We start from the raw sequence: 25,048 nt of genomic DNA on the forward strand, positions 1-25,048 counted from the left end.
GGGGAAGGGCACCAGGCTTTCGGCTCACTCCGGCCAGGGCGACTCCAGGATGGTGTCCACGAAGTTGCCGCGGACGTAGCCGGGCACGAAGCGCTCCAGGACGTCGGCCTTGACATTGCCGAAGGTGGTGTCAGGGCGGGGCGCGATGCCGTGGGTGAACTCCTTCAGGATGTTGTTCTTGAAGTCCGGCCGCGGGTGGACGGCGACGACCGCCTCCCGCTGCTCCGCCGGGATCTCGTCGTAGCCGATGCCGAGGACGTCCACCTCGACCCCGGAGGTGACCAGGGCGATCTCCGGCGCCATGTGCCAGGGGATCTCCGGCGTGGTGTGCAGGGCGATCCCCTCCCACACCAGGCGGGCGCGGTCCTCGCCGGCACCGTGCTCCAGCAGGAAGCGGCGGGCCTCGTCGGCACCGTCGATCTCGAAGCGCTGGTCCGTCCTGGCGAAGCGCTCGGTCAGCCCGAGGTCGTGGAAGAGGGCGCCGACGTAGAGCAGTTCGGGGTCGTAGTCCCAGCCGCGCAGGCGGCCGCGCATCGAGGCCCAGAAATAGACGCGGCGCGAGTGGTGGAAGACGACCGGCGACGCCGCGTCCCGTACGAGTTCGGTGGCCTCGTGCACCAGCTTGGTCTCGGGCACCTCGACGTCCGCGATGATCTCGGCCATGGCGTGTCTCCAGGGGGTTCGTGGTGTCGCCCCGGCGGGGGCCCGGGGCACCGACAGGTCCAGTCTGCGTCGCGCGGGGCGCGCCGGCCCGGGCTCGTGGGGACACATGACCCACGGATCGGGACATCGCCGGCGCGCCCGCGCCAACCGTCAGCCGCGGTCGGCCAGTTCGGCGATGACCTGGGCGTGGCACGGCTCGGGCACGCACCAGCAGCCCAGTCGCCGGCCGCGCAAGTCGGGCAGCATCGCGAGCAGCTCCGGCCGCGAGAGCAGGTAGTCCCGATACATGTCGAGGACCTCCTCACGGGTGCCGTCCGGCCCCGGCCGGAACGGGCTGGCCAGCGGAGAGCCCGGCAGATGCCAGCCGCCGCGGTGGGCCGGGCGGCCGACGTAGACGACGTCCGCGTAGTCGGGGTCGTCGCGGTGGCCCTTGAGATTGACGACCGTGGTTCCGGTCATGGCGTCAGGGCAGCTTGGCCGCGAGCACGTCCACCCGGCGGATGTCGGGCGGGGACGCGAGCATCGTGCCCGTCGCCTCCTTCAGCGCCTCGGCGATACGTCCCTGGAGGTGGGCGGTGCGGCCGGTCTCGTCCGCGAAGGAGTCGAAGACCCCGAAGACGGTGGGGCTCTCGCGGAACGAGAACCAGGTGACGGTCCCCTCCTCCGCCTGCGCGAGCTCCAGGGCGCCGCGCAGCATCGCCTCGACCTCACCGGCATGCTCGGGCCTGGCCTCGATGCGGACCAGCAATCCGATCTTCGTCATCACGTGCTCCGATTCCTGCGGTTCCGTGGGGAAGGCGTGCGTCCGGACACCGAGAACGCTAGGGCGCCGGGCCGTTCTCCCCCAGTGTCGGAAACGGCGTGTTCGATAGCATTCCCGTCATGGACATAGCAGTGGTGGCCTACGACGGGGTCTTCGACTCGGGGCTCTCCGCGATCCTCGACGTGCTGCAGGCGGCCAACGCCATGCGCGGGGAGCTGCCCCAGCCCCCGCCGGAGTGGAACGTGACGACCGTCGGCTTCCGCCGCCGGGTGCGCACCGGGGCCGGGCACGCCGTCGCCGCGGCACCGCTCGCGGCGGCCGCGGGGGCGGACCTGCTGCTCGTACCGGCCCTCGCGGAGCGCCGCCCGGACGCCCTGCTGGAGCGCGTGTCGGGGAGCGGGACGGCCCCGGTGCGGCGGCTGGTGGCCCGTACCCGGCAGGAGGGCCGGCCGATCGCCTCGGCGTGCACGGGGACCTTCCTGCTGGCCGAGTCCGGCGTCCTGGACGGGCTGCGCGCGACCACCAGCTGGTGGCTCGCGCCGGTCTTCCGGCAGCGCTACCCCGCCGTCACCGTCGACGAGACCCGCATGGTCACCACATGCGAGGGCGTGACCACCGCGGGCGCCGCCTTCGGCCATGTCGACCTGGCCCTCGCCGTCGTCCGCATGAGCAGCCCGGCCCTCGCCGACCTGGTCGCCCGCTACCTCGTCGTCGACCACCGGCCGTCCCAGTCCGCGTACATCATCCCGAGCGCGCTGGCCCAGAGCGACCCGACCGTCGCCGCCTTCGAGCGCTGGGTGCGGGACCGGCTCGGCGAGCCGATCGGCATCGCCGAGGCCGCGCGGGCCCTCGGCGTCGGTGAACGCACCCTCCAGCGCGCGGTGCGCCGCGTGCTCGGCGTCTCCCCCGTCCGCTTCGTCCAGGACCTCCGCGTGGAACAGGCCTCCCACCTCCTGCGCACCACCGACCTCCCCGTGGAGGCCGTCGCACGCCGCGTCGGCTACGAGCACGCCAACACCCTGCGCGTACTCCTGCGCGAACGCGCGGGCACGACGGCCGGTGCCCTGCGCGGCCGCTGACGGGCGGGACTACGCGGCCTTCGGCCCGCTGTGCGGGGTGCGCACCTCCGCCGGGTTCCTGTGACCCGGGCCAGGCCCGGGCACACGGCCTACGCTGATGGTGTGCTCGTGAAGCGGCGCAGGCGTGGCAGCACAATGAACGTCTGCCTGGTGTGGTCGCTGCTCACCGCGCTGCTGCTGGCGGTGACGGCCTTCACGGCCGCCCATGGGGCGTTCGAGTCCGGGGCGCTGGGCCGGGAGGAGCGCGTCGTGCTTCTGGAGTGCGAGAAGCGCAACGGGGAGCGAGGGCGGTCGCCGGCCGCGTGCACCGGCCGGCCGATCGGGCCGGCGGCGCCCCCGGCCTCGGCCCACGATCCGGTGTCGGTGCGGTATCCGGGCAAGCCGGGACAGGTGGTGTCCGTGGTGCGCACCTGGTGGGGTACCCACGAGGCCACCAATCACAGCGTCATGACCTGGGCGACCGGGGTCTTCCTCACGCTGCTGCCGCTCACGGGCGCCGCGCTGTGCGCCCGCATGGCGTGCCGGGAGGCGCTGCGGCGGCCGCCGCCTCAAGGACGGACGTAGCGCAGCACGCCGAGCATGGCGTCCTCGGGGACCTCGGTCGCCGGGTCGGCGACACAGGCGTCGAGCCGCTCGCGCAGGCTGCCCGCGTCCAGCCCGGAACCGATCATGACGATGCGGGTGGCCCGGGGCTCCCCGCGGGTCCACGCGGAGGACGTGAAACGCAGGAAGCCGCCCACGGCGTGCAGGGTGAACTTCTGCGGGTGACCGGCCGCGGCGAAGCGGATGAAGCCCTTCATCCGGAACAGTCCGGCGGGGCGGCTGTCGAGGAACTCCGTCAGGCGGCGCGGGTGCAGCGGCGCCTCGGAGGTGAACTCGACGCTCTCGTAGGCGGCGTGGAGGTGTCCCTCGTGGTCGCCGCCCGGGTGGTGGTCGGCGGACAGCTCCTCGAAGGAGAGCTGACGCGCGGGCGCGTCGTCCGCCGGGCGCGGCCGCGGGTCGAAGAGCAGGTCCGGTTCGACGCGGCCGTGGGCGGCCTCGACCAGCGGGGTGTCAGGGGCGAGCGCGGTGAGGGTGTCGCGGACCCGGCCGAGCGCCTCCGCGTCCACGCGGTCGGTCTTGTTGAGGACGACGAGGTCGGCCGCGCGCACATGGCGGTCGAGTTCGGGATGGCGGGCCCGGACGGCCTCGAACTCGGCGGCGTCGACGACCTCCACGAGGCCGCCGTAGGTGATGGCGGTGTTCGTGCTGGCCAGGAGCAGCCGGATCATGCCCTGGGGTTCGGCGAGCCCGCTGGCCTCGATGACGATGACGTCGATCCGGGCCTGGGGGCGGGCGAGCCGGGCGAGCATGTCGTCCATCTCGGTCGCGTCGACCGCGCAGCACAGACAGCCGTTGTCGAGGGCGACCATGGAGTCCACCTGGCCCGCCACCGACAGGGCGTCGATGTTGATGCTGCCGAAGTCGTTGACGATCGCGCCGATGCGGGTCCCGCCGCTGGTGCGCAGCAGGTGGTTGAGGAGCGTGGTCTTTCCCGAACCCAGGAATCCCGCGAGGACGACGACCGGAATCCGTTGCTTGGCCAAGGCTTCCTCTCCGGGTACGGCTGCGGCCACTCATCGTAAGCCCCGCGCACCGCACGGTGCTTCGTGTGGGTGAACGGCCCGCGGCAGGAGAACCGGGGCACCGGCGCCGCTGTCTTCCGACGCGTCCACCGTGACGGCGACGGACCGAGACGGACGGAGGGGACGCATGGCACAGGGAACGGACGCCACGCCCGGTGCGGGGCACGGCACGGTGCTGGTGTGCATAGCGGCGGAGGACGAGGAGGCCGCCTACCGCATCGTCGACCTGATCTCCGGGCACCACCCGGCCACCGAACCGCAACTGCGGCACACGCCCGACGGGATGGTGGCCTGCGCGCTGCGGGCGCACACGCTGCGGGTGATCGGTGACGAATAGCGCGGCATGACACCGCGGAGGCCAACGGCCCGCGATGCTAAGGCGGTTGACGTCGCGTCGCGGGCCGGTCGCGCACTGTTGCGAAGCGTCCCGACGGGGCACCATCGAACATGTGGCGGCATTTTGGCGTTGCGATGTCTGCGGGCGGGGGGACGACACCGTCCGTGACTGCGGCATCCCGCACGTCCCGCTCGCCGTCTGCGACCCGTGCTTCGCGGACATGGCGAGGGCCCGGCGGTCCCCGCAGCCGAGGCCGCTGGACGGCCGCGAGTTGATGGCCGCCCTCCTGGAGGCGGCGGTTCAGGAGGACATCCGGCGCTCCTCCTGACCGGGGTGCACCGCGAAGGCGGACGGCAGGACGGCACGGCCCCGTGCGGCGCCCGCGGGCACGGGACGGGCGGGCGCGGCCCCGTCGGCCGACAGCCCTTCCGCCCGCAGTGCCACCGCGCGCACGGGACCCTGGTGCGCGCCGAGTGCCTCGTGCATCGCGAAGGCGGCCTCCGCCAGCTCGCCAGGGTCCGAGGTAGGGGCGGGCAGGGTACGGCTGCGGCTGACCGAGGACCCGCCGCCCAGCCGGACGGTGAGGGTGAGGCCGGTCGCCGTACGGCCGGTGCCGCGCAGCCGGTCGCCGAGGCCGAGGCCGAGTTCGATGACGGCCCGGCTGAGCGCGCCCCGGTCGGTGGCGTCGGCCGTGAAGAGGCGGTCGGCGGCGAGCGAGCCGGGCGGCGACTCCGGGGTGAGGGGGCCCTCGTCGACGCCGTGGGCGCGGTCCCACACCGCGCGCCCGGGGCCGGCGCCGAGGATCCGCTGCACCTCGGGCAGCGGGGCGGCGGCCACCCGGCCGACGGTGCCCAGCCCGGCCGCGACCAGGGCGCGGACGGTGTCGGCGGTGATCCCGGGAAGGGCCGCGACGGGCTGGGGGCGCAGGAAGTCGGCGACGGCCCCGGGATCGGCGCCCACGGCACGGATGCGGCCGGTCAGGATGGCGTACGCGGCCATGTACGCCACGGTGCGGCTGCCTGCGACGCCGATCGTGAGACCCCCGTCGTACAGCGCGGAGGCGCGGGTGCTGATCATGAGGGCGAGCTGTTCCGGCAGCAGCCCGTAGAAGCCCACCGCGGGGCGCACATCGGCCACGACCGCGTCCGGCCGCTCGACGCGCACGATCGGGGTGAACTGGCCGACCAGCCCGGCCAGTGCGGTGAGCGTCGCGGGGTCCGTGCCGCCGCAGCGGATGTAGAGCACGCAGGGCCCCGGGTCCTGGTCCTGGTACCGCTCCGGTTCGACCATGGTCGCGCCCGCCTCCACCGTTCCGTTCGAACGTCTGCTCGAATTTCGAGTGTAGGGCATTCCAGGGGCCTATGTGAGGCACATAGGCTGCGGTTCATGCCCCTGACCGCCGCGCAGCGCAGAGCCCTCCTGGAGTCCGACCCGAACACCGGGCTGCTGGACGCGCGGGAGGCCACCTGCGAGGCACTGGCCAAGCAGGGCCTCGCCGTCCGGTACGGGCGCACCGGCGGCCACTACCTCACCCCGGAGGGCCTGCGCGTCCGCGCCGGACTGGCCCGCACCGAACTCCCGGCGGCGCGGCCCGTGCAGGAGGCCGGCGGCCCGGCACACGAACAACACGAACCGCGCGAACAACGCGAACAAGGGGCCGCGCCGTCCGGCTTCACCGCCGACGACGGACTCGGTCCCGGGACCGGCAGGCCCGGCACCGGCGGCCCCGGGCGCGCCGCCGAGGTCGCGGCGGCCTGGTCCGGCCTGCTGGAGATCCGGCGCGTCCTGCTGGACGGGGACACCGGCCGCCCGGCGCCCTGGGAACGCGACCGGTACGTCCACGCCGTCGCCCTCGCCCTGGAGGCCGCCGGCCTCCCGCCGGCGGCCCGCGACGACTCCGGCCGCCCGGCGCGGCCCGGCTACGCCGTGACCCCCGCCGCCGCGCAGGACGGTGTCGCCGAGGTCTCCTGGCCCTCCCCCGGCGACGACCCCGCCGAGGCCGCGCTGGAGGGGTGCCGCGTGCCGCTGGAACGCCATGGGTGGCAGTGCACGCTCCACCGCGACCGCGGCGGCCGGGCCTCCTTCCTGCTGGTTTCGCCCCGCCGCGCCTGAAGGAGCACGATGGAGGGATCCGGAGAAGGAGGAGCGCCATGAGCTCCGGGACTTCCGAAACCGATCCCCGCGTCTACCTGCAGACCCCCTCCCAGGCGGAGGGCGAGCGGGAGTACGACCCCGCTGAACGCAGCACGATGGAAATCCACCCCGACGTCCCCCACACCACCCCTTCCCAGGCGGAGGGCGAACGCGTGGAGGACGATCTCCCGCCGACGCCGGAGTGAGGCGCGGCGGCGCCTGAAGGACCGCCCGTACCGAAGGCCCGAGTGACCCGCCCGCACGGGCGGACAGGCGCGCCATGCGGTCCGCGGCCGTCACGCCCGGCGGGACGCGAAAGGACACTCGTGGACATACGCGACTACCCCACCGGACGGATCGCCGCCGAAGCCGCCTTCACGTCCGACTTCGACCTCCCCGGCGACCTGTCGGTCCAGCAGATCGCCGGCTTGGCGGAGGGCGACCGTCCCGCCATGGACGGCCGCCCCGGCATGCACCACAAATACCTGCCCCTGCGAACGGACGAGGCCCTCGGCGTCAACCAGGTCGGCGGCCGCTATCTCTTCGACACCTGGGAGAACGCCGTCGCGTACGGACGCTTCACCGACGAGCTCGAACTGGAGCCCGGTGTCACCTTCTGGAACCGGCCGTTCTTCTCCCACGTCGACCGCCACGTCTGGCGGGTGGCCGGCGCCCACGATCTCCGGCCGCTCGCCTCGGCACACCACGTGAGCCGGCTGGAACGCTGGGCGTACCCCGGCCAGGAGGGCGCGGACCGGGTCCTGGAGGGTGTGTGGCCGGCCGTCCTGGAGGAGTCCTCCGCGCACGGACTGGCGAGCGTCTGGCTGCTGCACCAGCCGGACGAACGGCAGATGGGACTGCTCCGCGTCGGCACGGCGGACTCCACGTCGGCCAAGGCCGCGGTGCACGACGCCCTCGCCGCGCTGGAACGTCTCGACGCCGGCGAGGCGGGCCGCGCCGGCGGCGAACTCGGCGCGCGCAAGGTGTTCGACCGGACGAGCCTGAACCTCTCCCTGTGGCTGCCGCTGTCGCGGAAGGCGGGCGGCGCGGCGTCGAGCCACCCCTTCGCGGCGCTGTACGCCGGGCCGCAGGCACTCCAGCACTCCTCCTGACGCCGCCGCCGGCCGGCCCTCATCCTTCCCCGCGGGAGAGCACCGCCAGGGCCAGGCCGAGCACACCGAGGCCCGTCCAGGACAGCGGGCCGAGCCGCTCGCCCAGCACGGCGACGCCCAGGAGGGCGGCGACCGCGGGCTCGGCGAGCGTGAGGGTGGTGGCCGCGGCGACGGGGGTACGGCGCAGACCGTGGCCGAAGAGGCGGTAGGCGAGGAACGTGGTGAGCAGCGCGAGGTGCAGCACGACCGCCGCGCCGCGCATGGTCGGCAGCCACGTCATCGCCCCCGACGCCAGGACGACCGGCAGCGTGAGGACCGCCGCCGCGCCGAAGAGGACGCCCATCACCGCGCCGGGGGCTTGGCCGGCCCCGATGAGCCGGCCGCCGACGAGTGAGTAGACGGCGTACGACAGCCCGGCCAGGGCCGCGAGGGCGACACCCACGGCATCGGTGCGGGTGGCCCCGCCACCGATGCCATCGGTGCCGCCGCTCCCGCCGAGGACCAGCAGGGCGCAGGCGAGCACCGCCGTCGCGGTGGCGGCCGTCCATCGCGGGCCCGGGCGGTGGAGGCGGGCCGCCCAGGCCAGCAGTCCGGTGAAGACCGGAGCGCTGCCGAGCGCGATCACGGTGGCGACGGCCACGCCGGTGCGGGAGACCGCGGGGTAGAAGGCGAGCGGATACCCGGCCACGGCGAGGGCGCCGACGGCGAGCAGCGGCAGGCGGTTGCGCCCGGTGGAGCGCAGCAGCGCCGGGACGCCCCGGGCGCCGGCCGGCAGGAGCAGCCCGCCGAGGACGAGACCGGCGCCGCCGACCGCCGCCGGAGGCGCGCCGGCGGGTGCGAAGGAGGCGGCGGTCCCGGTGGTGCCCCACAGCAGAGCGGCGGTCAGGATCGGCAGGACGCCCTGGGTGAACCGGTCACGGCCGACGGGCGGCCGGACCGCGGGCGGGCGTGCGGGGGCGGAGGGGACGGTGGAAGGGAGATCAGGCACGGATGCGGCCTTTCGTCACGAATCGGAACGAGCGGATTCGCAGCGGGCGCACCGGTGCGGCCCCGGGTGGCGCGTGGCCTGCCGGGGGCGCGGGTCAAAAGCCTCAGTGAGTGCGCCCGGTCAGGCGCACAGCGGCGGCAGGACGACGTGCCAGTAGGGATTCACCCGGCGATCGTACCGGCTCCGAGCCAGTCCCTGGCCGGTCTCTGGCCGGTCTCCGGCCGGTCTCCGGCCGGTCCGGGGCAGGCCCCGGACCGGCCGCTGACCTGCGCGACGGGCATGGCAGGCTGAGCGCATGCCGATCACCGATGCCACCGATGTGAGTGAAGTCAGCGAATTCAGTGAATTCAGCGGAGATGCCCCCGCCAGGGTCGTGGACCTGCGCAGCGACACCGTCACCCGGCCGGGCGACGCGATGCGCCAGGCCATGGCCGAGGCCCCGGTGGGCGACGACGTCTTCAAGGAGGACCCCACCGTCAACGCCCTGCAGGAGCGGATCGCCGAACGCCTGGGCTTCGAGGCCGCGCTGTTCGTGTCCTCCGGTACGCAGAGCAACCTGATCGCGATGCTGACCCACTGCGGTCGCGGGGACGAGTACATCGCCGGGGAGTCGGCCCACGTCTACCGCTGGGAGGGCGGCGGCGCGGCCGTGCTGGGCGGCATCCAGCCGAACCCGCTGGCGCACCGCGCGGACGGCACGCTGGACCTGGCGGACATCGCGGCGGCGGTCAAGCCGGACGACCCCCACTTCCCGCGCACCCGCCTCCTCTGCCTGGAGAACACCATCGGCGGCCGTCCCATCCCGCTGGACTACCTGCGGGCGGCCACCGGCCTCGCGCGGGACCACGGGCTGTCCACGCACCTGGACGGGGCACGGCTGTTCAACGCCGCGGTGGCCGCGGGCGGTGACCCGTTCGAGCAGGCGCGGCTGATCGCGGGGAACTTCGACAGCGTCTCGGTCTGCTTCAGCAAGGGCCTTGGGGCCCCGGTCGGTTCCACGCTGCTGGGCTCACGGGAGTTCATCGGGCGCGCCGTGCGCTGGCGCAAGGCGCTGGGCGGGGGCATGCGGCAGGCGGGCGTCGTGGCGGCGGGGGCGCTGTACGCGCTGGAGCACCACGTGCCGCGACTGGCCGACGACCACGCGCACGCCGCACTGTTCGCGGAGGGCCTGAAGGACGTTCCGGGGCTGGTCGTCGAACCCGCGCAGACCAACATGGTCTTCGCCGAGCCCGCGCCGGGGCTGACCGCCGACGAGGTACGAGCCCGCCTCGCGCGACGCGGAGTGCTGTGCGGCGCCTACCCGGGGCGGCTGCGCTTCGTGTTCCATCTGGACATCACCCGCGAGGACACGGAGCGGGCGGTGCGCATGGTGCGCGAGGCACTGGAGGGGACCCCAACCCGCTGAGCACCCAACGCAGTTGACGTGGAACGTCGTCCCGTCACCGCAACCTCCCCCCGCTCCCGGATGTCCTAAGGAGTGAGGCCGCCGCATGGCGGTCACGTGGGGAAGGGGAACCATGAGAATGGGAGCGTCAGCGGGACGGCGCGCGGGGGCGGCCCTCGCGGTGGCCGTGATGGCGGTGACTCCGGTCGTCGCGGGGGGCGGCACGGCGCACGCCGCCTCGGCCTGCACGGCGAGCAAGGGGCCGTACCAGAAGCAAGTGGAGAAGTTCCTCGGGCGTCCCGTGGACGGGAAGCAGTCGTCGGCGGACTGCAAGGCGATCCGCGCCTTCCAGACGAAGTACGGCATCTACCCGAACGCGGGCTACGCGGGGCCGATCACCTGGGGCGTCATGAAGATCATGAACGCCCAGAAGGCGGCCGGCCACACGCCGAACAAGGCGGGCAAGTGCCCGACGAACAAGGGGCGCATCGCCTGCGTCGACCTGACCCGGCAGCTGAGCTGGATACAGGACGGCAAGACCCTCAAGTTCGGGCCGGTGCCGGTCCGCACGGGCCGCAACGGCTACGAGACGCGGACCGGCCTGAAGAAGATCTACTGGCGGCACATCGACCACTATTCGACGATCTACCACGTCGCCATGCCGTACAGCCAGTTCTTCGACGGCGGCGAGGCGTTCCACTCGATCGCGGGGAGCGTGTGGTCCCCGCCGGGTTCGCACGGCTGCGTGAACATGCGCTCGGGGGACGCGAAGAAGTACTGGAGCATGCTCAAGACCGGTGACGACGTGTACGTGTACGGGCGCAAGCCCGGCACCTGACGGACGCCGGACCAGAGCGGGCGCACGCCGGGGCATGGTAGCGGCGGGCGGCGGGCTCGTGCGGGGATTCCCGCGCGGGCCCGTTCTTCTTGGTCCAGACCTCTTGACGGGCTCTTGACCCGGCAGTTCAATCACGGCGTGAACTAAGCCTTGAACAAAGGCGGATGGGCCTCCCGCATTCCCCCATGCCCCACCCGGCCGGGCCCCTCTCCCTCCGTTCACATGTCAGGTGCATGACTCCCCCACAGCAGTACGAAAGGCAGCGCCCGTGAAGGCACTCCCCCCACGCCCGCGACGACGCCCGCGCGTCCGCGGCCTGCTCGCCACCGCCACCGCCGGCCTCCTCGCCCTCGCCGCCCTCACCACCGCGGGCCCCGCGAGCGGTGCCCCGGCGCCCGCCCCCGCCGCCGCGGCGGCCGTCACCACCTTCGCCGACGAGTTCGACGGCCCGGCGGGAGGCGGCGTCGACGGCGGCAAGTGGCAGACCGAGACCGGCGACAACGTCAACAACCACGAGCGGCAGTACTACACCGCGGGCAACCGCAACGCCGCCCTCGACGGCCAGGGCCACCTGGTCATCACCGCCCGCAAGGAGAACCCCGCCGGATACCAGTGCTGGTACGGCAGTTGTCAGTACACCTCGGCCCGGCTGAACACCTCCGGCCACTTCACCACCACGTACGGGCATGTCGAGAGCCGGATGAAGCTCCCCCGCGGCCAGGGCATGTGGCCCGCGTTCTGGATGCTGGGCAACGACATCGGCAACGTGGGCTGGCCGGCCAGCGGCGAGATCGACATCATGGAGAACGTCGGCTTCGAGCCCGGCTCCGTCCACGGCACGCTCCACGGCCCCGGCTACTCCGGGTCCGGAGGCATCGGCGCCGGCTACACCCTCCCGGGCGGCCAGGCCTTCGCCGACGCCTTCCACACCTTCGCCATCGACTGGAGCCCCGACTCCATCACCTGGTCGGTCGACGGCACCGTCTATCAGCGCCGGACCCCCGCCGACCTGGGTGGCCGGCAGTGGGTGTTCAACAAGCCGTTCTTCGTCATCCTCAACCTCGCGGTGGGCGGCTACTGGCCGGGCGACCCGGACGGCAGCACCTCGTTCCCGCAGCAGCTCGTCGTGGACTACGTGCGCGTCACCACCGCGGACAGCGGAGGCGGCGGCGGCACCGGGCGCATCACGGGCCTGGCCGGCAAGTGCGTCGACGTCGCCGGCGCCAACCCGGCCAACGGCACTCCCGTCCAGCTCTACGACTGCAACGGCTCGGCCGCCCAGCAGTGGACGGCCGCCGCGGACGGCACCCTGCGAGCCCTCGGCAAGTGCCTGGACGTGAAGGACTTCGGCACCGCGGACGGTTCCCAGCTCCAGTTGTGGGACTGCGCCGGCAGCACCAACCAGAAGTGGACCCTGTCCGCCGCCCACGACCTCGTCAACCCGCAGGCGAACAAGTGCGTGGACGTCACGGGCAACAGCTCCGCCAACGGCGCCCGGCTGCAACTGTGGACGTGCACCGGCGGCGCGAACCAGAAGTGGACGCTGGGCTGACCCCCTGAACGTGCGGAGCGCCGGTCACCGGTGCTCCGCACGGCAGGACCCCGGGAACACCGACGCCGCCGGGCCGCCGAGGGGGGATCGGCGAACCCGGCGGCGCGACCGTGGGGGGATCAGAACTGCACGTCGGAGCAGGCGTAGAAGGCGTTGCCCGTGTCCGCGATGGTCCACACCGCGAGCACGATGTGGCGCCCGGTGCGGCCGGTCGGGATCGTGCCCTGGTGGGTGACGGTCGCCGGGGGACGGGCCCCGTTGTAGTTGACCGTCAGGAAGGGCGTCAGCGTGAGCGCGGAGCGGGTCAGCGGCCGGCTCGGGTCGAAGCCCTGCTTGGTGATGTAGTACTTGAAGTCGGCGGTCGCGTGCGAGGCGGTGAACTGCCAGCGGAAGCTGTAGTTCTGGCCGCCCGTCACCTTGGTGGTGGGCCAGCCGGTACCACCGCGCGGGTTGTCGAGCTGGGCGAACCGGCTGTTGCCGCCCGCGCAGATGGTGCCGTCGGAGGGGCCGAGCGACGGGAAGCCCTTGGGGCCCTCGACACTCTGCGGCTCCCACTGGATGTCGCCGCAGTTGGTCACCGTGCCGTTGGCGCACAGTTTCTGACGGCTGATCGGGGAATCCGTGTAGCCGTGGCTGTAGGCGCTGCCGGTGGCCAGGACGGACAGTCCGGCGAGGGCGAGGCCGACAACGGCCGCGCCGAGTTTTCTGGGCATGCTTCGCTCCTCGGAGAACGTGGGGGAGTTCTGAGAGCAGTTGCGGAGCCTGCAGGACCGACTTGGTCTGGACCAATAGTGAAGTTACTCTGAAGAGTTGGTCATGTCCAGACCAAAAAGAGAAGCCCCGGCCAGGACGGGGGGATCTGGCCGGGGCAGTCACGGGGGTGCGTCAGCGGAAACGATTCTCCTCGCTGCGCGATCCAAAGATAGTTTAACAGTCAAGGAGGGTGCCCCGAACCACCGAATTCCTCAGCGGTGTGGGGTCGCCCACATCCTCGGGTCGAGCACCCGCTGCAGCCGGTACCCCACGGGGCGGAACCCCACCGCCGGCCAGTTCGCCGCCGACACCGGCGATCCCGCGGACCAGCTCGCCGTGATGTGCCGGTACCCGTGGTCGTACGCCCACGCCAGCGCGGTGGCCAGCAGCACCCGGCTGATGCCCTCGCCGCGGGCGACGTGCGTCACGTACGCCTCGACCAACTCGACGCAGCCCTCCGGCACCACCGGGCCCGGCTCCGCCGGGATCAGCACGACCATGCCGATCTCCTCGCCCCGCCGGAGCGCGACCCACGCGCCGCTGCGGGAATCGGCCAGCGCGCCCGCGTAGTGGGTGCGCAGCGTGGCGAGCGCGGGCTCCGGCTGCGGGCGGAACACCGCGGAGCCCCGGTCGGCGCGGGCCGCCTCGACCGCCATCCGGCCGATCCGGTCCAGGTCCCCCGGCCCCGCCCGGCGCACCGACAGCGCGTCCACACCGCGCGGTTGGCGGCCCTTGGGCCGCACCGCCATCAAGCCGCGGACCCGTTCCAGCCCGAAACCGCACCGGAACCAGGCGAGCGCCGCCTCGTCGTCCGCGGGCAGGTCGACGTAGTGCACATACCGGCGGTCCGCGACCAGCCGCTGCGCCACCGTCGCGTACAGCCCGCGCAGCACGTCGTCCCGCAGCCCCTGTCCCTCCCGGCCGCCGCGCAGGGCGTGCCCGCCGTACCCCACCAGCGCCGAGCGGGGGTAGGCGCGCAGCGCCGCGCGGTCGTCGTCCGCGAGATCCAGTGGGGTCGCCGCGAGGTACCCGGTCATGGCCCCGTCGCCGCCGCGCGAGGCGACCGCCTCCGTGCCCGGCCCGGCGAGGATCTTCCCGAGCAGTTCCTCGCCGCCCGGCGAGGCCGCGGCCCGTCCGGGCTGGAGCGGCAGCCCTCTTCTCGCCTTCCCGTACCAGCGGTCCAGCAGTGCGGCGGCCTCAGGAACGTGCTCGGTGGTCAGCGGAGCTATGGCGACAGTCATGGTGCTCCGGGACGCTAACGGTCGCCGTGGGGCGGCTGCAAGCGACGCCCGGTCAGCCCGTCCACGCCGGATGCCGGGGGTCGTCGGTATGGACGAGGATGTCCGCGGTCTCGCCCGGCGCTGCCTCCCGCTCGTACCGCTCGTACGCCGGGAGCGTCCAGCGCTCCTCCTCCGGGGTCCGGCGGGCCAGCGCCGCCTGCGACATCCGCAGGTGCACGCTCAGGTCGAACGGGAACCCGTACCCCTGGAGCAGCGCGCCCTCCAGGAGCAGCACGCCGCCGGGCGGCAGTTCCTCGTACGCCGCGCGGGTCGCGCGGTCCGTCTCCGGGTTCCAGCGCGAGGGCAGTACCCGGCCGCTGCCACCGGGCGCGAGCGGGTCGAACACCTCGCGCCACAGCGCGCCGGTGTCGAGCCAGCGGTCGTAGTAGGCGTCCGGGTCCCGGCGCCCGAGCTCGTAGCGCTGCGACGCGGGCCGCCAGTACGTGCGCGCGCCGACCCGCAGCACGGGGCGCCCGCGCAGCCGCAGGGCGTCCGCGAGGGCTTCCGCCAGAGCCTCGGGGCGCGCCGCGGGAGCTCCGTCGACCGCCACGCGCGGGCGTTCTCCCCCGTCCTGGGGCTTCAGTTGCGCCACGCGGTCGGCCAGCGCTTCGGTCAGCCGTTCCCAGCTCACGGGGGTCAGTCGCACGCCCCCATTGTGCCGGGCCTGCCTGTCCACCCGCCCTCGCGGGGGCGGGTGGACAGGCAGGTCCGATCGGCAGGCTGGGGGTCAGCCGGCGGAGATCTCCGAGCGGTCGCCGCCCCACAGCGTGTGGAACGCGCCCGGCTTGTCGACGCGGCCGTAGGTGTGCGCCCCGAAGAAGTCCCGCAGCCCCTGGACGAGCGCGGCGGGCAGCCGGTCCGCGCGCAGCGCGTCGTAGTACGCGAGCGCGGCGGAGAACCCGGGTGCGGGGACGCCCAGTTGGGCGGCGGTGGTGACGACGCGGCGCCAGGCGTCCTGGGCGGAGCCGAGCGCGTCGGCGAAGTGGGAGTCCGTCAGCAGCGTGGCGCGGCCGGGCTCCGAGTCGTACGCCTCCTTGATCCGGTTGAGGAAGCGGGCCCGGATGATGCAGCCGCCGCGCCAGATGGTGGCCATGGCGCCCGGGTCGACCTCCCAGCCGAACTCCGCGCTGCCGGCCTGGATGAGGTTGAAGCCCTGGGCGTACGCGACGATCTTCGAGGCGTACAGCGCCTCCTCGACGTCGTCGGCGAAGCGGTCGCTCGCCGCGCTGTCGAGCCAGGTCTCGCCCGGTCCGGGCAGTCCGCCGCTGGCCTCGCGCAGTTCGGTGCTGCCGGACAACGAGCGCGCGAACACGGCCTCGGCGATGCCGGACGCCGGGACGCCGAAGTCGAGCGCGTTCTGCACGGTCCAGCGACCGGTGCCCTTCTGCTCGGCGCGGTCAAGGACGACGTCGACGAACGGCTTGCCGGTCTCCGCGTCGGTGTGCGCCAGCACTTCGGCGGTGATCTCCACGAGGTACGACTCCAGACGCCCGGAGTTCCAGGTCCGGAAGATCTCCGCGATCTCCCCCGGCCGCTTGCCCGCGGCGTGCCGCAGCAGGTCGTACGCCTCGGCGATGAGCTGCATGTCGGCGTACTCGATGCCGTTGTGCACCATCTTCACGAAGTGCCCGGCGCCGTCGGGGCCCACGTGCGTGCAGCACGGGACGCCGTCGACCTTGGCGGCGATGTCCTCCAGGATCGGGCCGAGGGACTCGTACGACTCGGCCGAACCGCCCGGCATGATCGAGGGGCCGTTGAGCGCGCCCTCCTCGCCGCCGGAGATGCCGGTGCCGACGAAGTGCAGACCCTGCTCGCGCAGCGCCTTCTCCCGGCGCCGGGTGTCGCGGTAGTCGGCGTTGCCGCCGTCGACGACCATGTCGCCCGGTTCGAGCAGCGGCACCAGTTCGTCGATCACGGCGTCGGTGGGGGCACCGGCCTTGACCATGATGATGATGCGCCGTGGGCGTTCGAGGGAGTCGACGAACTCCTTGAGGGTCTCCGCGGGGTGGAATTCGCCCTCGCCGCCGAACTCCTCGACCAGGGACCGCGTCCTCGCCGGGGTGCGGTTGTGCAGGGCCACCGGGTGACCGTGCCGCGCGAGGTTCCTGGCCAGGTTGCGGCCCATGACCGCCAGTCCGGTGACGCCGATGCGGGCCTGCTCCGCCATCTGCGGGTCCTCTCTGTTCTGTCGTGCGGGGGTGGGGCACCTACGGCGTCCAGCCTGTCAGCGAAGTACCCGGATCGAGGGAACTTCGGGCGGATCCGTCAGGTGCCCGTACCTATGCGGTCCTGACCTGCTACGCGCGGGAGCGCGGGACGCAGGGCGGCCGCCGGGAGCACCGCCGCGGCAGCCGGCGCGCGCGGGGCGCCCGCACGTACCTGCCCGGCCGGCGGGGGCGGCTGCGGGGGCGCCACCATGGGGCTGCCCAGCGCCTCGCGGAGCCGGCGCGCGTCCTCCGGGAGGTCGCGTCGCCATGCCCAGCCGAGAAAGGGGGCCAGCAGCAACATGCCCCCACCGAGCGTACTGGTGACGCTGAGCTGCACGAACGAACCCTGTGTGTGGGGCAGCATGCGAAAGGCGTACTCGGGGACCTGGGTGCCCAGGGGGCTCCACATCCGCCGTCCGCGGTAGGTGATCTTGCGGCAGGGCTGGTAGACCGAGCAGACCAGGCGGTGTTCGCGGTGGCGGCCCGGGTAGTGGTAGCGGTAGACGGCCCGCTCCCCCGGTGCCACGCACTCCGTCGAGACGGCGGCCACGCCCGAACTCCACACCTGGAGGTTGCGAGCGTCGGCCAGGAAGTCGAAAACCTCTTCCACGGTTCGGGTGACGATCACGCTTGTAGACACCGTCGGCATCGCAGACCTCCCCGGTGCCGGCGCGGCCAGCATGTGAGCAGTTCCCTCTTGGCTCCTCACCGACAGCGTGCGGCGGAAACGGCGGCGTGTCGTGGCGGGTGAGCCGTACGGGTGAATCCGGGGCCCGTGACCGGCCAAAACGTCCTCGGGGAGGACATCGGGGCGTGCTTTCAGCCAGCCGGGGTATCCGAGGGCCGCAGCGGGCCGTGGAACTCGCACCACACGGACTTTCCGGAGCCGTGCGGTTCCACGCCCCAGGCATCGGCGAGCCGGTCCACCAGCAGCAGCCCGCGGCCGGACAGCTCGTCGTCGCCGGGCCGGCGACGACGCGGCCAGTTGGCGGCCAGGTCGTGCACCTCGACCCGCACCCGCCGGGTGGGGCCGGCGTCGTCGTGCGCCGGGGCCGCGGCCGGGGCTGTGACCGAGGCCGGGTCGGGGTCAGGGTCGGGGTCGGGGAGCAGACGCAGGGTGAGCACGGCGCCGCCGTCGGTGTGCACCAGGGCGTTGGTGATCAGTTCGTCCGCTGCGAGCTCGGCCTCGTCGGCCCGGTCGGACATGTCCCACTCCGCCATGGCGTCACGGACCATGGCGCGGGCCTCGGCGAGCGCCCGCGGGTCCCCGGGGGCGACGTGCTGGTGCCGCCGGCGGGCCGGGGGCTGGGCGACGTCGCCCTCCCGGCGCAGCAGGAGCAGCGCCATGTCGTCCTCGGTGGCCGGCTCGCCCATGACGGTGGTCAGGTGGTCGGCGAGGTTCTGCAAACCGCTCGGTCCGTCGCGCAGCGCCCCGGCCAGCAGCCGCACACCGTCGTCGAGGTCGGCGCCGGGCCGCTCGACGAGTCCGTCACTGAACATCAGAAGCGTCTCGCCCGGAGCGAGTTCGGCCGCGGTCACCGGGTACTCGGGCAGGCCGAACTGGGCGGAGAGGCCGAGCGGGAGCCCGCCGGAGGTGGGCAGCACTCGGACGGAGCCGTCGGCCTGCCGCACGAGCGGGTCGATGTGCCCGGCGCGGACCACGAGGGTGGCGCCGGTGGCGGGGTCGGCCTGGGCGTACAGGCAGGTGGCGAAGCGGTCGGTGTCCAGCTCGTGCAGGAAGGCGGAGGCGCGGGCCATGACGCTGGCCGGCGGGTGGCCCTCGGCGGCGTAGGCGCGCAGCGCTATCCGCAACTGCCCCATGACGGCGGCGGCGTGGGTGTCGTGCCCTTGGACGTCGCCGATGACGACGGCGACCTTGCCCCCGGGGACGGCCACGACGTCGTACCAGTCGCCGCCGATGTCCCGGGCCAGCCGCGCGGAGCGGTAGCGCACGGCTATCCCGGCGCCCGGGACGTCCGGGATCGTGCGCGGCAGCATGGCGGTCTGCAGGCCCTGCGCGATGTCGTGCTCCTGGTCGAACAGCATCGCCCGCTGGAGGCTCTGGGCGATGCTGCCGCCGAGTGCGATGAGCAGGTCGCGCTCCTGCGGGGAGAACGTGCTCTTGTGCCGGTAGAGCAGCCCCAGCGCGCCGATCGGCTTGCCCTGCGCGATGAGCGGCAGATAGGCCGCGGCGGAGGGGCCGAGCGGCTCGATGTGCGGCCACAACCCCGGGTAGCGCCGGGCGAATTCCTCGGGCGAGGTGATGAAGCGCGGCGTCAGTGTGCGGACGACCTCGCTCATCGGGTAGTCGTCGTCGATGCGGGTGTACTGGAGTTCGGGGACCCAGCTGGTCTCCTTGGCGTCGCTCACCACGTGCACCCGGCCGCCCTCGACCTGGCCGAGGAAGAGGCTGGCGATGCCGAGGCGGTCCATCCTGCGGTTGCCGGTCAGGGCGGCGGTCACATCGCGGACGGTCACGGCCCGGGCCAGGGAGGCGGTCACCTCCACGACGAGGTTGCTCTCGGTCGGCCGGTCCTCCTCCTCGCGCAGACAGGCCGCGGCCTGGGCGAGTTCGTCGGTGGCGTCGATGACGACGCCGATCACGCGGCCGGCCCGGCCCGCGTCGTCGCGCACGACGCGCCCCCGCAGGCGGATCCAGCCTCGGCACCCGTCACGCCGGGTGAGCCGGCTGTAGACGCCCCAGGACGCGTGGCCCTCGGCGAGCGCCTGCTTGACCGTGCGGTCGACGGCGGCGGCCTCGTCCGGCGCCAGCCGGGACAGCATGGCCCGCGGGCCGCCGTCGAACTCCTCGGGGAGCACGTCGAGTACGCGCAGCGCCTGGGCGTCCAGATGCACCCGGTCGCGGTCCAGGTCCCAGTCGAAACCGCCCACGCCGTTGAGCGCCATGTGCGTGGCCGCGGAGGCCGGCCAGCCGGCCGGCACGGGTATCCCGGATGCCGGGGGCGCCCACTCCCGAGACTCAGCCATCACGCCCTCCGGACCCGCCTCCGCCGCGCCGGGCCGCGCCGGAAATGGGGACAGCGTACCCATAGTCCGGTGGGGTGACATGCCGCGGACGTTACGCGTGCGAAAAGAGGACGCCGCCGGGGGCCACGGGGGCTCCCGGCGGCGTCACGGGCCGGCCGCGGGACCGGCCCGCGCGGCTCCCGGTGCCTCAGCCGGCCGCGGGCGGGGCGTACTTGTAGCCGACCCGGCGCACGGTGACGATGCTGTCGCGGTGGCCGGGCCCGAGCTTGCGGCGCAGCCGGGCGATATGCACGTCGACGGTGCGACCGTCACCCACATGGCCGTAGCCCCAGACGGTGGTGACGAGCTGGTCGCGGGTGTGCACCCGGTGCGGGTGGGCGACCAGGTGGGCGAGCAACTCGAACTCCAGATACGTGAGGTCGAGGGTGCGGCCGCGCACCTGGGCGACCCGCCGCTCGGTGTCGACGCGCACCAGCGGCGCCGCCGCGGTGGTCGTGGCGGGCGGCTCGGGCGCGGGGACCACCTGCTCGGCGGGGACGAGGACGAGATAGCCGACCATCGGGGGCTGCCCAGCCAGTTCGGGGATCACATGCCCCGGGGCGGGCAGCCAGGTGGCGCCGGGCGGCAGGAAGTCGGGAACGGGCGGCGGGACCTCGCCGGGACGGACGGCGCGCAGACGCTGGCGGCCGGGTGCCGGCACGGGAACGGAAGGAGTGAGGGACATGGGGTCTCGGTTCTTTCGCGCGAAGGAGTCAGGGACGACGTCTTGCGCGGGACGACCGGGACACCGACAGCGGGCGGCAGCCGTGGATCGGGGGCGTCAGCTGTGGGCCGGGGTCCGCGCGGGAACCGCGCGACAACACTCCCGGTCGAACTGATACTGCTGCCGAGACGGCCAGAACGGCTCGAGGTCGCTGCGACCTGTCGCGGTGTCAGTGAGGCTGGCCATGCAAACCATTGAACCACGGGCCCCGCCCACCGTGAACGCGATTACGCGACCCCGGCCGTTCGGCCCCCTTCGTCACAGCGGCTGAGGCTCCGGCTGCGGTTCGGGCGCGGGATCGGGATCCGGCCGCGACGGCGGCTCGGGCAGCGGGTCCGGCGCGGGGCCGGGCACCGGGTGTGGCGAGGGCGGCAACGGATCGGGCGGGAAGGGCGGCACGGGGTTCGGGGACGGCACAGGAGGCACGGTCGCGCGGGGTGCGCGGGCAAGGGCGGTCATGGCAGATCTTCCTCCTCGGGACTCGCCGGAACCGATCTTGCGCTGCGCTTACCCGGCGCTCCCGGTCCTATCCTTCGGATCATGAGCTGGTTACGCGCGGTGGGCCGTGCCGCCCGTGCGGGGCTGCGGCCGGAGCGCGCCAGGCTGGAGCCGCTGATCGCCCTGCGCGGCGCGGCGGGCGTCGCCGTCGTGGTCGGCGTGACGCTGTGGCTGGCCTCGCCGGTGGTCGCCGCGGCCTCCGCCTTCGGGGCCTTCGCCTCCGGCATGGCGACCTTCCAGCGCAGCTGGCGCCCGCGGCCGGTGCTGGCGCTGGTGACCGGTGCCGGGCTGGCGGTGAGCACCTTCCTGGGCTACCTCGCGGGCGCGCACTGGGCCCTGTTCGTGGTGCTGCTCGCGGTCTGGGCGTTCCTGTCGGGCACGGCGTGGGCGCTGGGCCCGACGGCGGGCCTGGTGTCGTCGCTGACGGTCGCGGTGATGCTGGTCGTCATCACGCTGCCCACGTCGGCGGAGTCGGCACTGGGCCACGCGGCGGTGATCGCGGCCGGCGGCGCGGTGCAGGCCGCGCTGATCGTCATCTTCCCCCTGCGGCGGTGGGGCCCGCAGCGCGACGCCCTGGCCGATGCCTTCGCGGCGGAGGCGGACTACGCACGCCGGCTGCGGCACGACCCGGTCGCGCCGTTCGATCCCGTGCCGCTGATGACCGCGCGCAGCGCCGCCACGGTGACGCCCCGCCAGGCCCGCCGCCGGCCGGCGGCGCTGCGGGGCAAACGCGTACTGGCCGAGCGCATCCGCCCGGTCCTGGCCTCGCTGGCGGACCCGGCGGTCGGCGCGGCCGCCGAGGGGCCCGAACGCGACCGGGCCCGTCAGCTGCTGGCGGCCGCCGCGGATGTGCTGGACGCGGTGGCGCGGGCGGTGCGCAAGGCCGAGCCGGTACGGGTGCCGGCGGAGGCCGAGGCCGTGGTGCTGGTCGACCCCGGACCCGAGGATCGGCTCACCGGGCCCGCCCGGCGTACCGGCCTGCGGCTGATCACGCTGCTCAGCGAGGCCGTGTCCTCCGCGACCGGCCGCGAGGGCTCCGTCGGCGTGGACACCGCGCACCTGCGGCGCCCCTCGCTGCGGGAACTCGTACCGCTGACCGTCCGCACGGTACGCCGGGAGCTGCGCCTGGACTCCCCCGTCCTCCGGCACGCGATCCGGCTCGCGGCGGTCACCCCGGCCGGCTACGCCCTGGGAGCCGCGCTGCCGCTCGGCCACGGCTACTGGGCGCCGATGACCTCGGTGATGGTGATGCGGCCGGACTTCTCGCAGACGTACGCGCGCGGCGTGGCGCGCTTCGTCGGCACGCTGGCGGGGGTGACCGTGGCGACCGGCGTGATGCAGGCGTTCTCCCCGGGGACGTACCTGTGCGCGGCCCTGGCGCTGCTCTCGGTCGCCCTGCTGTACCTGCTGATGCGCACGGGTTACCTGGTCTCCCAGGTGGCGGTCTCCTCGTACGTGGTGTTCCTGCTCGGCATGGCCGGCGTCCAGTGGACGCAGACCGTGCCGGAGCGGGTCCTGCTGACCCTGCTCGGCGGGCTGCTGGCGATGGCGGGGTACGCGGTCTTCCCCGCGTGGGAGACGCCCCGGCTGCGGGACCGGCTCGCGGAGCGCATCGAGGCGACCGGGCGCTACGCCGCCGCGGCCCTCGACGCGCACGGCGCTCCGGCGAGCGGCCGCCGTGAGGCCGTGCGCTCCGCGCTACTGGACGCCCGTGCCGCCGCCCTCGCGTGGGACCAGGCCGTGGCCCGCGCGAACGCCGAGCCGGTCCGCGGCCGCGGTCTGTCCCGGCGCTCCGCGGACGCCGCGGACGCCGCGCTCTCGGCCCTGGGCCGCGTCCCGATGCTCATGGAGGCCCACATCCCCGCGCCGGACGCTCCCCCGGTACCGGACGCCGTCCCTTTCGCCGCCGCGCTGCGCGACGCCACGGCCGAGGGCGCCGCCGCGGTCCGCGCCCGGCGCCCGCCGGACTTCTCCGGCATGCGGACGGCGCTGGACCGCTGGTCGCCGTCGGCGGAGGACCGCGTGGTGCGCCGCAGCGCCGAACTCCTCGTCGAAACCCTCGACGACCTCGAAGCCGCCTTCCGCCCCCTCCCCCGCCCCCGCCCGTCCCGCCGCCGAAGCGCCCCGTAGGGGCGCGTGACCCAGGTGAGGCCCGCGCCGGTACGCGACGCACAGCGACACGGCACCAGCGCCGGCCTGCCGCTCGCCGCCCCTACAGGACGGACAAGGGCAGCGGAAGCGCGTCGACGCGGTGCCACGATCCCGGGCGGCAGGCGGGCGCCGACCGCGCCCACCGCCACACCACGGTGCCCCACCCGGCCCGCCGCCGACGGACCCCGCGGTAGGCGCGGCATACGGCCGACGAGGGACCCGAGGCGACCGTCGCCGTCAGCCACTGGCGGCGGAAGGCGGGCATACGGCTCGCGGCGGCACAGCGACAGCCTGCGGCGCGGGAGCGAACGGCGGCACGGCACCAAAGCGCCGGCCTGCCGCTCGCCGTCCCTACAGGACGGAGAAGAGCAGCCGGCGCGTGCGACGCGTTGCCGCGATCCCGGGCGGCAGGCGGGCGCCGATCGCGCCACGACCGCTGACGCCCTTCGATCCCGCGCCGCTGACGACCGCGCCCACCGCCACCACGGTCATGCCCATCCGCCCCGTCCTGACCTCCGCGGCGACCGGTTGACCCCACAACTGACCCTCGCGTCGGGCGAAATTACGCGCAGCGGGGCGCCACCGAAGGCCGCGGTGACGCCCCCGAGCGCCGCGTCGGGGTACCTCCGCGGAGCGGCTCGTCAGCGGATGGGCACGCCCGAGAGCGTGCGGGCGATGACGAGGCGCTGGATCTCGCTGGTGCCCTCGAAGATGGTGTAAATAGCCGCGTCCCGGTGCATGCGCTCCACCGGGTACTCGCGGGTGTAGCCGTTGCCGCCGAGGATCTGGATGGCCTGGCCGGTGACCTTCTTGGCCGTCTCGCTGGCGAAGAGCTTGGACATCGAGCCCTCGGCCGACGTGAAGGGCTTGCCGGCGATCGCCATCCAGGAGGCGCGCCACACCAGGAGGCGGGCGGCGTCGATCTGCGTGCGCATGTCGGCGAGTTGGAAGGCGACGCCCTGGTTGTCGATGATGGGGCGGCCGAACTGGGTGCGGGTCGTGGCGTAGTCGAGGGCGACCTCGTACGCGGCGCGGGCGGTGCCCACCGCCATCGCGCCGACCGCGGGCCGGGAGGCCTCGAACGTGGCCATGGCGGCGTTCTTGACGCGCTTTCCGCCCGCGGCGCGCTCCCGGGCCCGGGCGAGGCGCTCGTCGAGCCGCTCCTTTCCGCCGAGCAGGCAGTGCCCGGGGACGCGGACGCCGTCGAGGACGACCTCGGCGGTGTGGGAGGCGCGGATGCCGTGCTTCTTGAACTTCTGCCCCTGCGAGAGCCCGGGGGTGTTCGGCGGGATGATGAAGGAGGCGTGGCCCTTGGACCCCAGCGCGGGGTCGACGACCGCGACCACGACGTGGACGTTGGCTATGCCCCCGTTGGTCGCCCAGGTCTTGGTGCCGTTGATGACCCACTCGTCCTTGGCCCCGTCGTACACCGCGGTGGTCCGCAGGGCGCTGACGTCGGAGCCCGCGTCCGGTTCGGACGAGCAGAAGGCGGCGACCTTGACGTCGTCGACGTCGCCGTACATCTGCGGGATCCAGGTGCCGATCTGCTCCTCGGTGCCGTTGGCGAGGACGCCGACCGCCGCGAGCCCGGTACCGGCGATGGACAGGCCGATGCCCGCGTCGCCCCAGAAGAGCTCCTCCATGGCGACCGGGATGCCCAGACCGGTGGGGTCGAAGTACTGCTGGGCGTAGAAGTCCAGCGAGTACAGGCCGATCTTCGCGGCTTCCTGGATCACCGGCCAGGGCGTCTCCTCGCGCTCGTCCCACTCCGCCGCAGCCGGGCGCATGACGTCGGCCGCGAAGCCGTGGACCCAGTCGCGCACCGATTTCTGGTCGTCGTTGAGTTCGAGCGTGAACTCGCCCATCGTCCCCTCCACGTGCTGGTTACTTGCGGTAACGCCAGTGTGTTACCGGCCGGTAAGCAATGTCAACCG

General features: G+C 73.8%; 26 protein-coding genes. 11 read left to right on the forward strand and 15 right to left on the reverse strand.

The window, feature by feature from the left end:
* Positions 1 to 24: 24 nt before the first annotated feature.
* From ACFWVC_RS04365 to ACFWVC_RS04375, 3 genes are all read right to left on the reverse strand, one after another.
* Positions 25 to 663 (reverse strand): HD domain-containing protein, encoded by a 639-nt coding sequence (locus ACFWVC_RS04365; protein WP_384276820.1) that lies wholly within the window; start codon positions 661 to 663, stop codon positions 25 to 27.
* 150 nt (positions 664 to 813) lie between these two features.
* A complete protein-coding gene (locus ACFWVC_RS04370; protein WP_384276825.1) occupies positions 814 to 1,122 on the reverse strand; it encodes a DUF4326 domain-containing protein in 309 nt (102 codons plus the stop codon).
* A gap of 4 nt (positions 1,123 to 1,126) precedes the next feature.
* A complete protein-coding gene (locus tag ACFWVC_RS04375; protein ID WP_384276831.1) occupies positions 1,127 to 1,426 on the reverse strand; it encodes a putative quinol monooxygenase in 300 nt (99 codons plus the stop codon).
* Positions 1,427 to 1,545: 119 nt separating this feature from the next.
* On the opposite strand from ACFWVC_RS04375, the gene ACFWVC_RS04380 reads away from it, so the two are divergent.
* Entirely contained in the window at positions 1,546 to 2,505 is a 960-nt protein-coding gene (locus ACFWVC_RS04380; RefSeq protein ID WP_384276837.1) for a GlxA family transcriptional regulator, read from the forward strand.
* A 102-nt stretch (positions 2,506 to 2,607) separates the two neighbouring features.
* Positions 2,608 to 3,069: a hypothetical protein gene (locus tag ACFWVC_RS04385; RefSeq protein WP_384276843.1), complete on the forward strand. Its 462-nt coding sequence runs from the start codon at positions 2,608 to 2,610 to the stop codon at positions 3,067 to 3,069.
* Here the strand turns inward: ACFWVC_RS04385 and ACFWVC_RS04390 are convergent.
* Positions 3,054 to 4,091, reverse strand: a complete 1,038-nt coding sequence (locus ACFWVC_RS04390; protein ID WP_384276849.1) for a CobW family GTP-binding protein — start codon at positions 4,089 to 4,091, stop codon at positions 3,054 to 3,056. The genes ACFWVC_RS04385 and ACFWVC_RS04390 overlap by 16 nt on opposite strands.
* Before the next feature lie 166 nt (positions 4,092 to 4,257).
* Between ACFWVC_RS04390 and ACFWVC_RS04395 the strand changes: the two genes are divergently transcribed.
* Both ACFWVC_RS04395 and ACFWVC_RS04400 read left to right on the forward strand, forming a co-directional pair.
* Positions 4,258 to 4,467: a hypothetical protein gene (locus ACFWVC_RS04395; protein ID WP_384276856.1), complete on the forward strand. Its 210-nt coding sequence runs from the start codon at positions 4,258 to 4,260 to the stop codon at positions 4,465 to 4,467.
* A gap of 112 nt (positions 4,468 to 4,579) precedes the next feature.
* On the forward strand, positions 4,580 to 4,795 hold the full coding sequence (locus ACFWVC_RS04400; RefSeq protein WP_384276863.1) for a hypothetical protein: 216 nt from the start codon (positions 4,580 to 4,582) through the stop codon (positions 4,793 to 4,795).
* Here ACFWVC_RS04400 and ACFWVC_RS04405 read toward each other — a convergent pair.
* Positions 4,768 to 5,757, reverse strand: coding sequence for a hypothetical protein (locus ACFWVC_RS04405; RefSeq protein ID WP_384276868.1), 990 nt, complete (start codon positions 5,755 to 5,757; stop codon positions 4,768 to 4,770). The two genes, ACFWVC_RS04400 and ACFWVC_RS04405, sit on opposite strands and share 28 nt — an antisense overlap.
* A 96-nt stretch (positions 5,758 to 5,853) precedes the next feature.
* Here ACFWVC_RS04405 and ACFWVC_RS04410 point away from each other — a divergent pair, with 96 nt between their 5' ends.
* From ACFWVC_RS04410 to ACFWVC_RS04420, 3 genes are all read left to right on the forward strand, one after another.
* Complete coding sequence (locus ACFWVC_RS04410; RefSeq protein WP_384276873.1) at positions 5,854 to 6,579, forward strand: hypothetical protein; 726 nt, start codon at positions 5,854 to 5,856, stop codon at positions 6,577 to 6,579.
* A 38-nt stretch (positions 6,580 to 6,617) separates the two neighbouring features.
* Positions 6,618 to 6,806: a hypothetical protein gene (locus ACFWVC_RS04415; protein ID WP_384276880.1), complete on the forward strand. Its 189-nt coding sequence runs from the start codon at positions 6,618 to 6,620 to the stop codon at positions 6,804 to 6,806.
* Positions 6,807 to 6,926: 120 nt separating this feature from the next.
* Positions 6,927 to 7,712 (forward strand): hypothetical protein, encoded by a 786-nt coding sequence (locus ACFWVC_RS04420; protein ID WP_384276884.1) that lies wholly within the window; start codon positions 6,927 to 6,929, stop codon positions 7,710 to 7,712.
* A 19-nt stretch (positions 7,713 to 7,731) separates the two neighbouring features.
* Here the strand turns inward: ACFWVC_RS04420 and ACFWVC_RS04425 are convergent, their stop codons facing one another.
* The gene (locus tag ACFWVC_RS04425) at positions 7,732 to 8,700 is read right to left on the reverse strand and encodes a DMT family transporter (protein ID WP_384276891.1); all 969 of its coding nucleotides are present in this window, start codon (positions 8,698 to 8,700) and stop codon (positions 7,732 to 7,734) included.
* Between the two features lie 295 nt (positions 8,701 to 8,995).
* Here ACFWVC_RS04425 and ltaE point away from each other — a divergent pair, with 295 nt between their 5' ends.
* The 3 genes from ltaE (at position 8,996) to ACFWVC_RS04440 (ending at position 12,474) form a co-directional block, all read left to right on the forward strand.
* On the forward strand, positions 8,996 to 10,105 hold the full coding sequence (gene ltaE / locus ACFWVC_RS04430; RefSeq protein WP_384276897.1) for a low-specificity L-threonine aldolase: 1,110 nt from the start codon (positions 8,996 to 8,998) through the stop codon (positions 10,103 to 10,105).
* Between the two features lie 169 nt (positions 10,106 to 10,274).
* On the forward strand, positions 10,275 to 10,922 hold the full coding sequence (locus ACFWVC_RS04435) for a L,D-transpeptidase family protein (RefSeq protein ID WP_384277677.1): 648 nt from the start codon (positions 10,275 to 10,277) through the stop codon (positions 10,920 to 10,922).
* A gap of 316 nt (positions 10,923 to 11,238) precedes the next feature.
* On the forward strand, positions 11,239 to 12,474 hold the full coding sequence (locus ACFWVC_RS04440) for a ricin-type beta-trefoil lectin domain protein (RefSeq protein ID WP_384277684.1): 1,236 nt from the start codon (positions 11,239 to 11,241) through the stop codon (positions 12,472 to 12,474).
* A 119-nt stretch (positions 12,475 to 12,593) separates the two neighbouring features.
* Here ACFWVC_RS04440 and ACFWVC_RS04445 read toward each other — a convergent pair whose 3' ends face one another.
* The 7 genes from ACFWVC_RS04445 to ACFWVC_RS04475 form a co-directional block, all read right to left on the reverse strand.
* Positions 12,594 to 13,187, reverse strand: a complete 594-nt coding sequence (locus ACFWVC_RS04445; protein WP_384276904.1) for a lytic polysaccharide monooxygenase — start codon at positions 13,185 to 13,187, stop codon at positions 12,594 to 12,596.
* 252 nt (positions 13,188 to 13,439) lie between these two features.
* Positions 13,440 to 14,468, reverse strand: a complete 1,029-nt coding sequence (locus tag ACFWVC_RS04450; RefSeq protein ID WP_384276910.1) for a GNAT family N-acetyltransferase — start codon at positions 14,466 to 14,468, stop codon at positions 13,440 to 13,442.
* Positions 14,469 to 14,520: 52 nt separating this feature from the next.
* Positions 14,521 to 15,153, reverse strand: a complete 633-nt coding sequence (locus tag ACFWVC_RS04455; protein WP_384276917.1) for a uridine kinase — start codon at positions 15,151 to 15,153, stop codon at positions 14,521 to 14,523.
* Positions 15,154 to 15,234: 81 nt separating this feature from the next.
* Positions 15,235 to 16,674 (reverse strand): NADP-dependent phosphogluconate dehydrogenase, encoded by a 1,440-nt coding sequence (gene gndA, locus ACFWVC_RS04460; RefSeq protein ID WP_384276923.1) that lies wholly within the window; start codon positions 16,672 to 16,674, stop codon positions 15,235 to 15,237.
* Between the two features lie 98 nt (positions 16,675 to 16,772).
* Positions 16,773 to 17,396, reverse strand: coding sequence for an SRPBCC family protein (locus ACFWVC_RS04465; protein ID WP_384276929.1), 624 nt, complete (start codon positions 17,394 to 17,396; stop codon positions 16,773 to 16,775).
* A gap of 137 nt (positions 17,397 to 17,533) precedes the next feature.
* Positions 17,534 to 19,702, reverse strand: coding sequence for a SpoIIE family protein phosphatase (locus ACFWVC_RS04470; RefSeq protein WP_384276935.1), 2,169 nt, complete (start codon positions 19,700 to 19,702; stop codon positions 17,534 to 17,536).
* 187 nt (positions 19,703 to 19,889) lie between these two features.
* Positions 19,890 to 20,426 (reverse strand): winged helix-turn-helix domain-containing protein, encoded by a 537-nt coding sequence (locus ACFWVC_RS04475; protein WP_384276942.1) that lies wholly within the window; start codon positions 20,424 to 20,426, stop codon positions 19,890 to 19,892.
* A gap of 579 nt (positions 20,427 to 21,005) precedes the next feature.
* Between ACFWVC_RS04475 and ACFWVC_RS04480 the strand changes: the two genes are divergently transcribed.
* Entirely contained in the window at positions 21,006 to 23,093 is a 2,088-nt protein-coding gene (locus ACFWVC_RS04480) for an FUSC family protein (protein WP_384276949.1), read from the forward strand.
* Positions 23,094 to 23,465: 372 nt separating this feature from the next.
* Here ACFWVC_RS04480 and ACFWVC_RS04485 read toward each other — a convergent pair whose 3' ends face one another.
* Together ACFWVC_RS04485 and ACFWVC_RS04490 are read right to left on the reverse strand one after the other, a co-directional pair.
* Complete coding sequence (locus tag ACFWVC_RS04485; protein WP_384276954.1) at positions 23,466 to 23,612, reverse strand: hypothetical protein; 147 nt, start codon at positions 23,610 to 23,612, stop codon at positions 23,466 to 23,468.
* A gap of 143 nt (positions 23,613 to 23,755) precedes the next feature.
* Positions 23,756 to 24,979, reverse strand: coding sequence for an acyl-CoA dehydrogenase family protein (locus ACFWVC_RS04490; RefSeq protein WP_384276959.1), 1,224 nt, complete (start codon positions 24,977 to 24,979; stop codon positions 23,756 to 23,758).
* Positions 24,980 to 25,048 lie beyond the last annotated feature (69 nt).

Origin of the sequence: Streptomyces sp. NPDC058691, from assembly GCF_042714775.1 — a bacterium.
Lineage (GTDB): Bacteria > Actinomycetota > Actinomycetes > Streptomycetales > Streptomycetaceae > Actinacidiphila.

What these genes read in the sequence shown, in the direction of transcription:
- ACFWVC_RS04365 (WP_384276820.1), bottom strand. Translation starts at nt 663, where the DNA reads ATGGCCGAGATCATCGCGGACGTCGAGGTGCCCGAGACCAAGCTGGTG.
- ACFWVC_RS04370 (WP_384276825.1), bottom strand. Translation starts at nt 1,122, where the DNA reads ATGACCGGAACCACGGTCGTCAATCTCAAGGGCCACCGCGACGACCCC.
- ACFWVC_RS04375 (WP_384276831.1), bottom strand. Translation starts at nt 1,426, where the DNA reads ATGACGAAGATCGGATTGCTGGTCCGCATCGAGGCCAGGCCCGAGCAT.
- ACFWVC_RS04380 (WP_384276837.1), top strand. Translation starts at nt 1,546, where the DNA reads ATGGACATAGCAGTGGTGGCCTACGACGGGGTCTTCGACTCGGGGCTC.
- ACFWVC_RS04395 (WP_384276856.1), top strand. Translation starts at nt 4,258, where the DNA reads ATGGCACAGGGAACGGACGCCACGCCCGGTGCGGGGCACGGCACGGTG.
- ACFWVC_RS04405 (WP_384276868.1), bottom strand. Translation starts at nt 5,757, where the DNA reads ATGGTCGAACCGGAGCGGTACCAGGACCAGGACCCGGGGCCCTGCGTG.
- ACFWVC_RS04410 (WP_384276873.1), top strand. Translation starts at nt 5,854, where the DNA reads ATGCCCCTGACCGCCGCGCAGCGCAGAGCCCTCCTGGAGTCCGACCCG.
- ACFWVC_RS04415 (WP_384276880.1), top strand. Translation starts at nt 6,618, where the DNA reads ATGAGCTCCGGGACTTCCGAAACCGATCCCCGCGTCTACCTGCAGACC.
- ltaE (WP_384276897.1), top strand. Translation starts at nt 8,996, where the DNA reads ATGCCGATCACCGATGCCACCGATGTGAGTGAAGTCAGCGAATTCAGT.
- ACFWVC_RS04435 (WP_384277677.1), top strand. Translation starts at nt 10,275, where the DNA reads ATGGCGGTGACTCCGGTCGTCGCGGGGGGCGGCACGGCGCACGCCGCC.
- ACFWVC_RS04445 (WP_384276904.1), bottom strand. Translation starts at nt 13,187, where the DNA reads ATGCCCAGAAAACTCGGCGCGGCCGTTGTCGGCCTCGCCCTCGCCGGA.
- ACFWVC_RS04450 (WP_384276910.1), bottom strand. Translation starts at nt 14,468, where the DNA reads ATGACTGTCGCCATAGCTCCGCTGACCACCGAGCACGTTCCTGAGGCC.
- gndA (WP_384276923.1), bottom strand. Translation starts at nt 16,674, where the DNA reads ATGGCGGAGCAGGCCCGCATCGGCGTCACCGGACTGGCGGTCATGGGC.
- ACFWVC_RS04465 (WP_384276929.1), bottom strand. Translation starts at nt 17,396, where the DNA reads ATGCTGGCCGCGCCGGCACCGGGGAGGTCTGCGATGCCGACGGTGTCT.
- ACFWVC_RS04470 (WP_384276935.1), bottom strand. Translation starts at nt 19,702, where the DNA reads ATGGCTGAGTCTCGGGAGTGGGCGCCCCCGGCATCCGGGATACCCGTG.
- ACFWVC_RS04475 (WP_384276942.1), bottom strand. Translation starts at nt 20,426, where the DNA reads ATGTCCCTCACTCCTTCCGTTCCCGTGCCGGCACCCGGCCGCCAGCGT.
- ACFWVC_RS04480 (WP_384276949.1), top strand. Translation starts at nt 21,006, where the DNA reads ATGAGCTGGTTACGCGCGGTGGGCCGTGCCGCCCGTGCGGGGCTGCGG.
- ACFWVC_RS04485 (WP_384276954.1), bottom strand. Translation starts at nt 23,612, where the DNA reads ATGGGCATGACCGTGGTGGCGGTGGGCGCGGTCGTCAGCGGCGCGGGA.
- ACFWVC_RS04490 (WP_384276959.1), bottom strand. Translation starts at nt 24,979, where the DNA reads ATGGGCGAGTTCACGCTCGAACTCAACGACGACCAGAAATCGGTGCGC.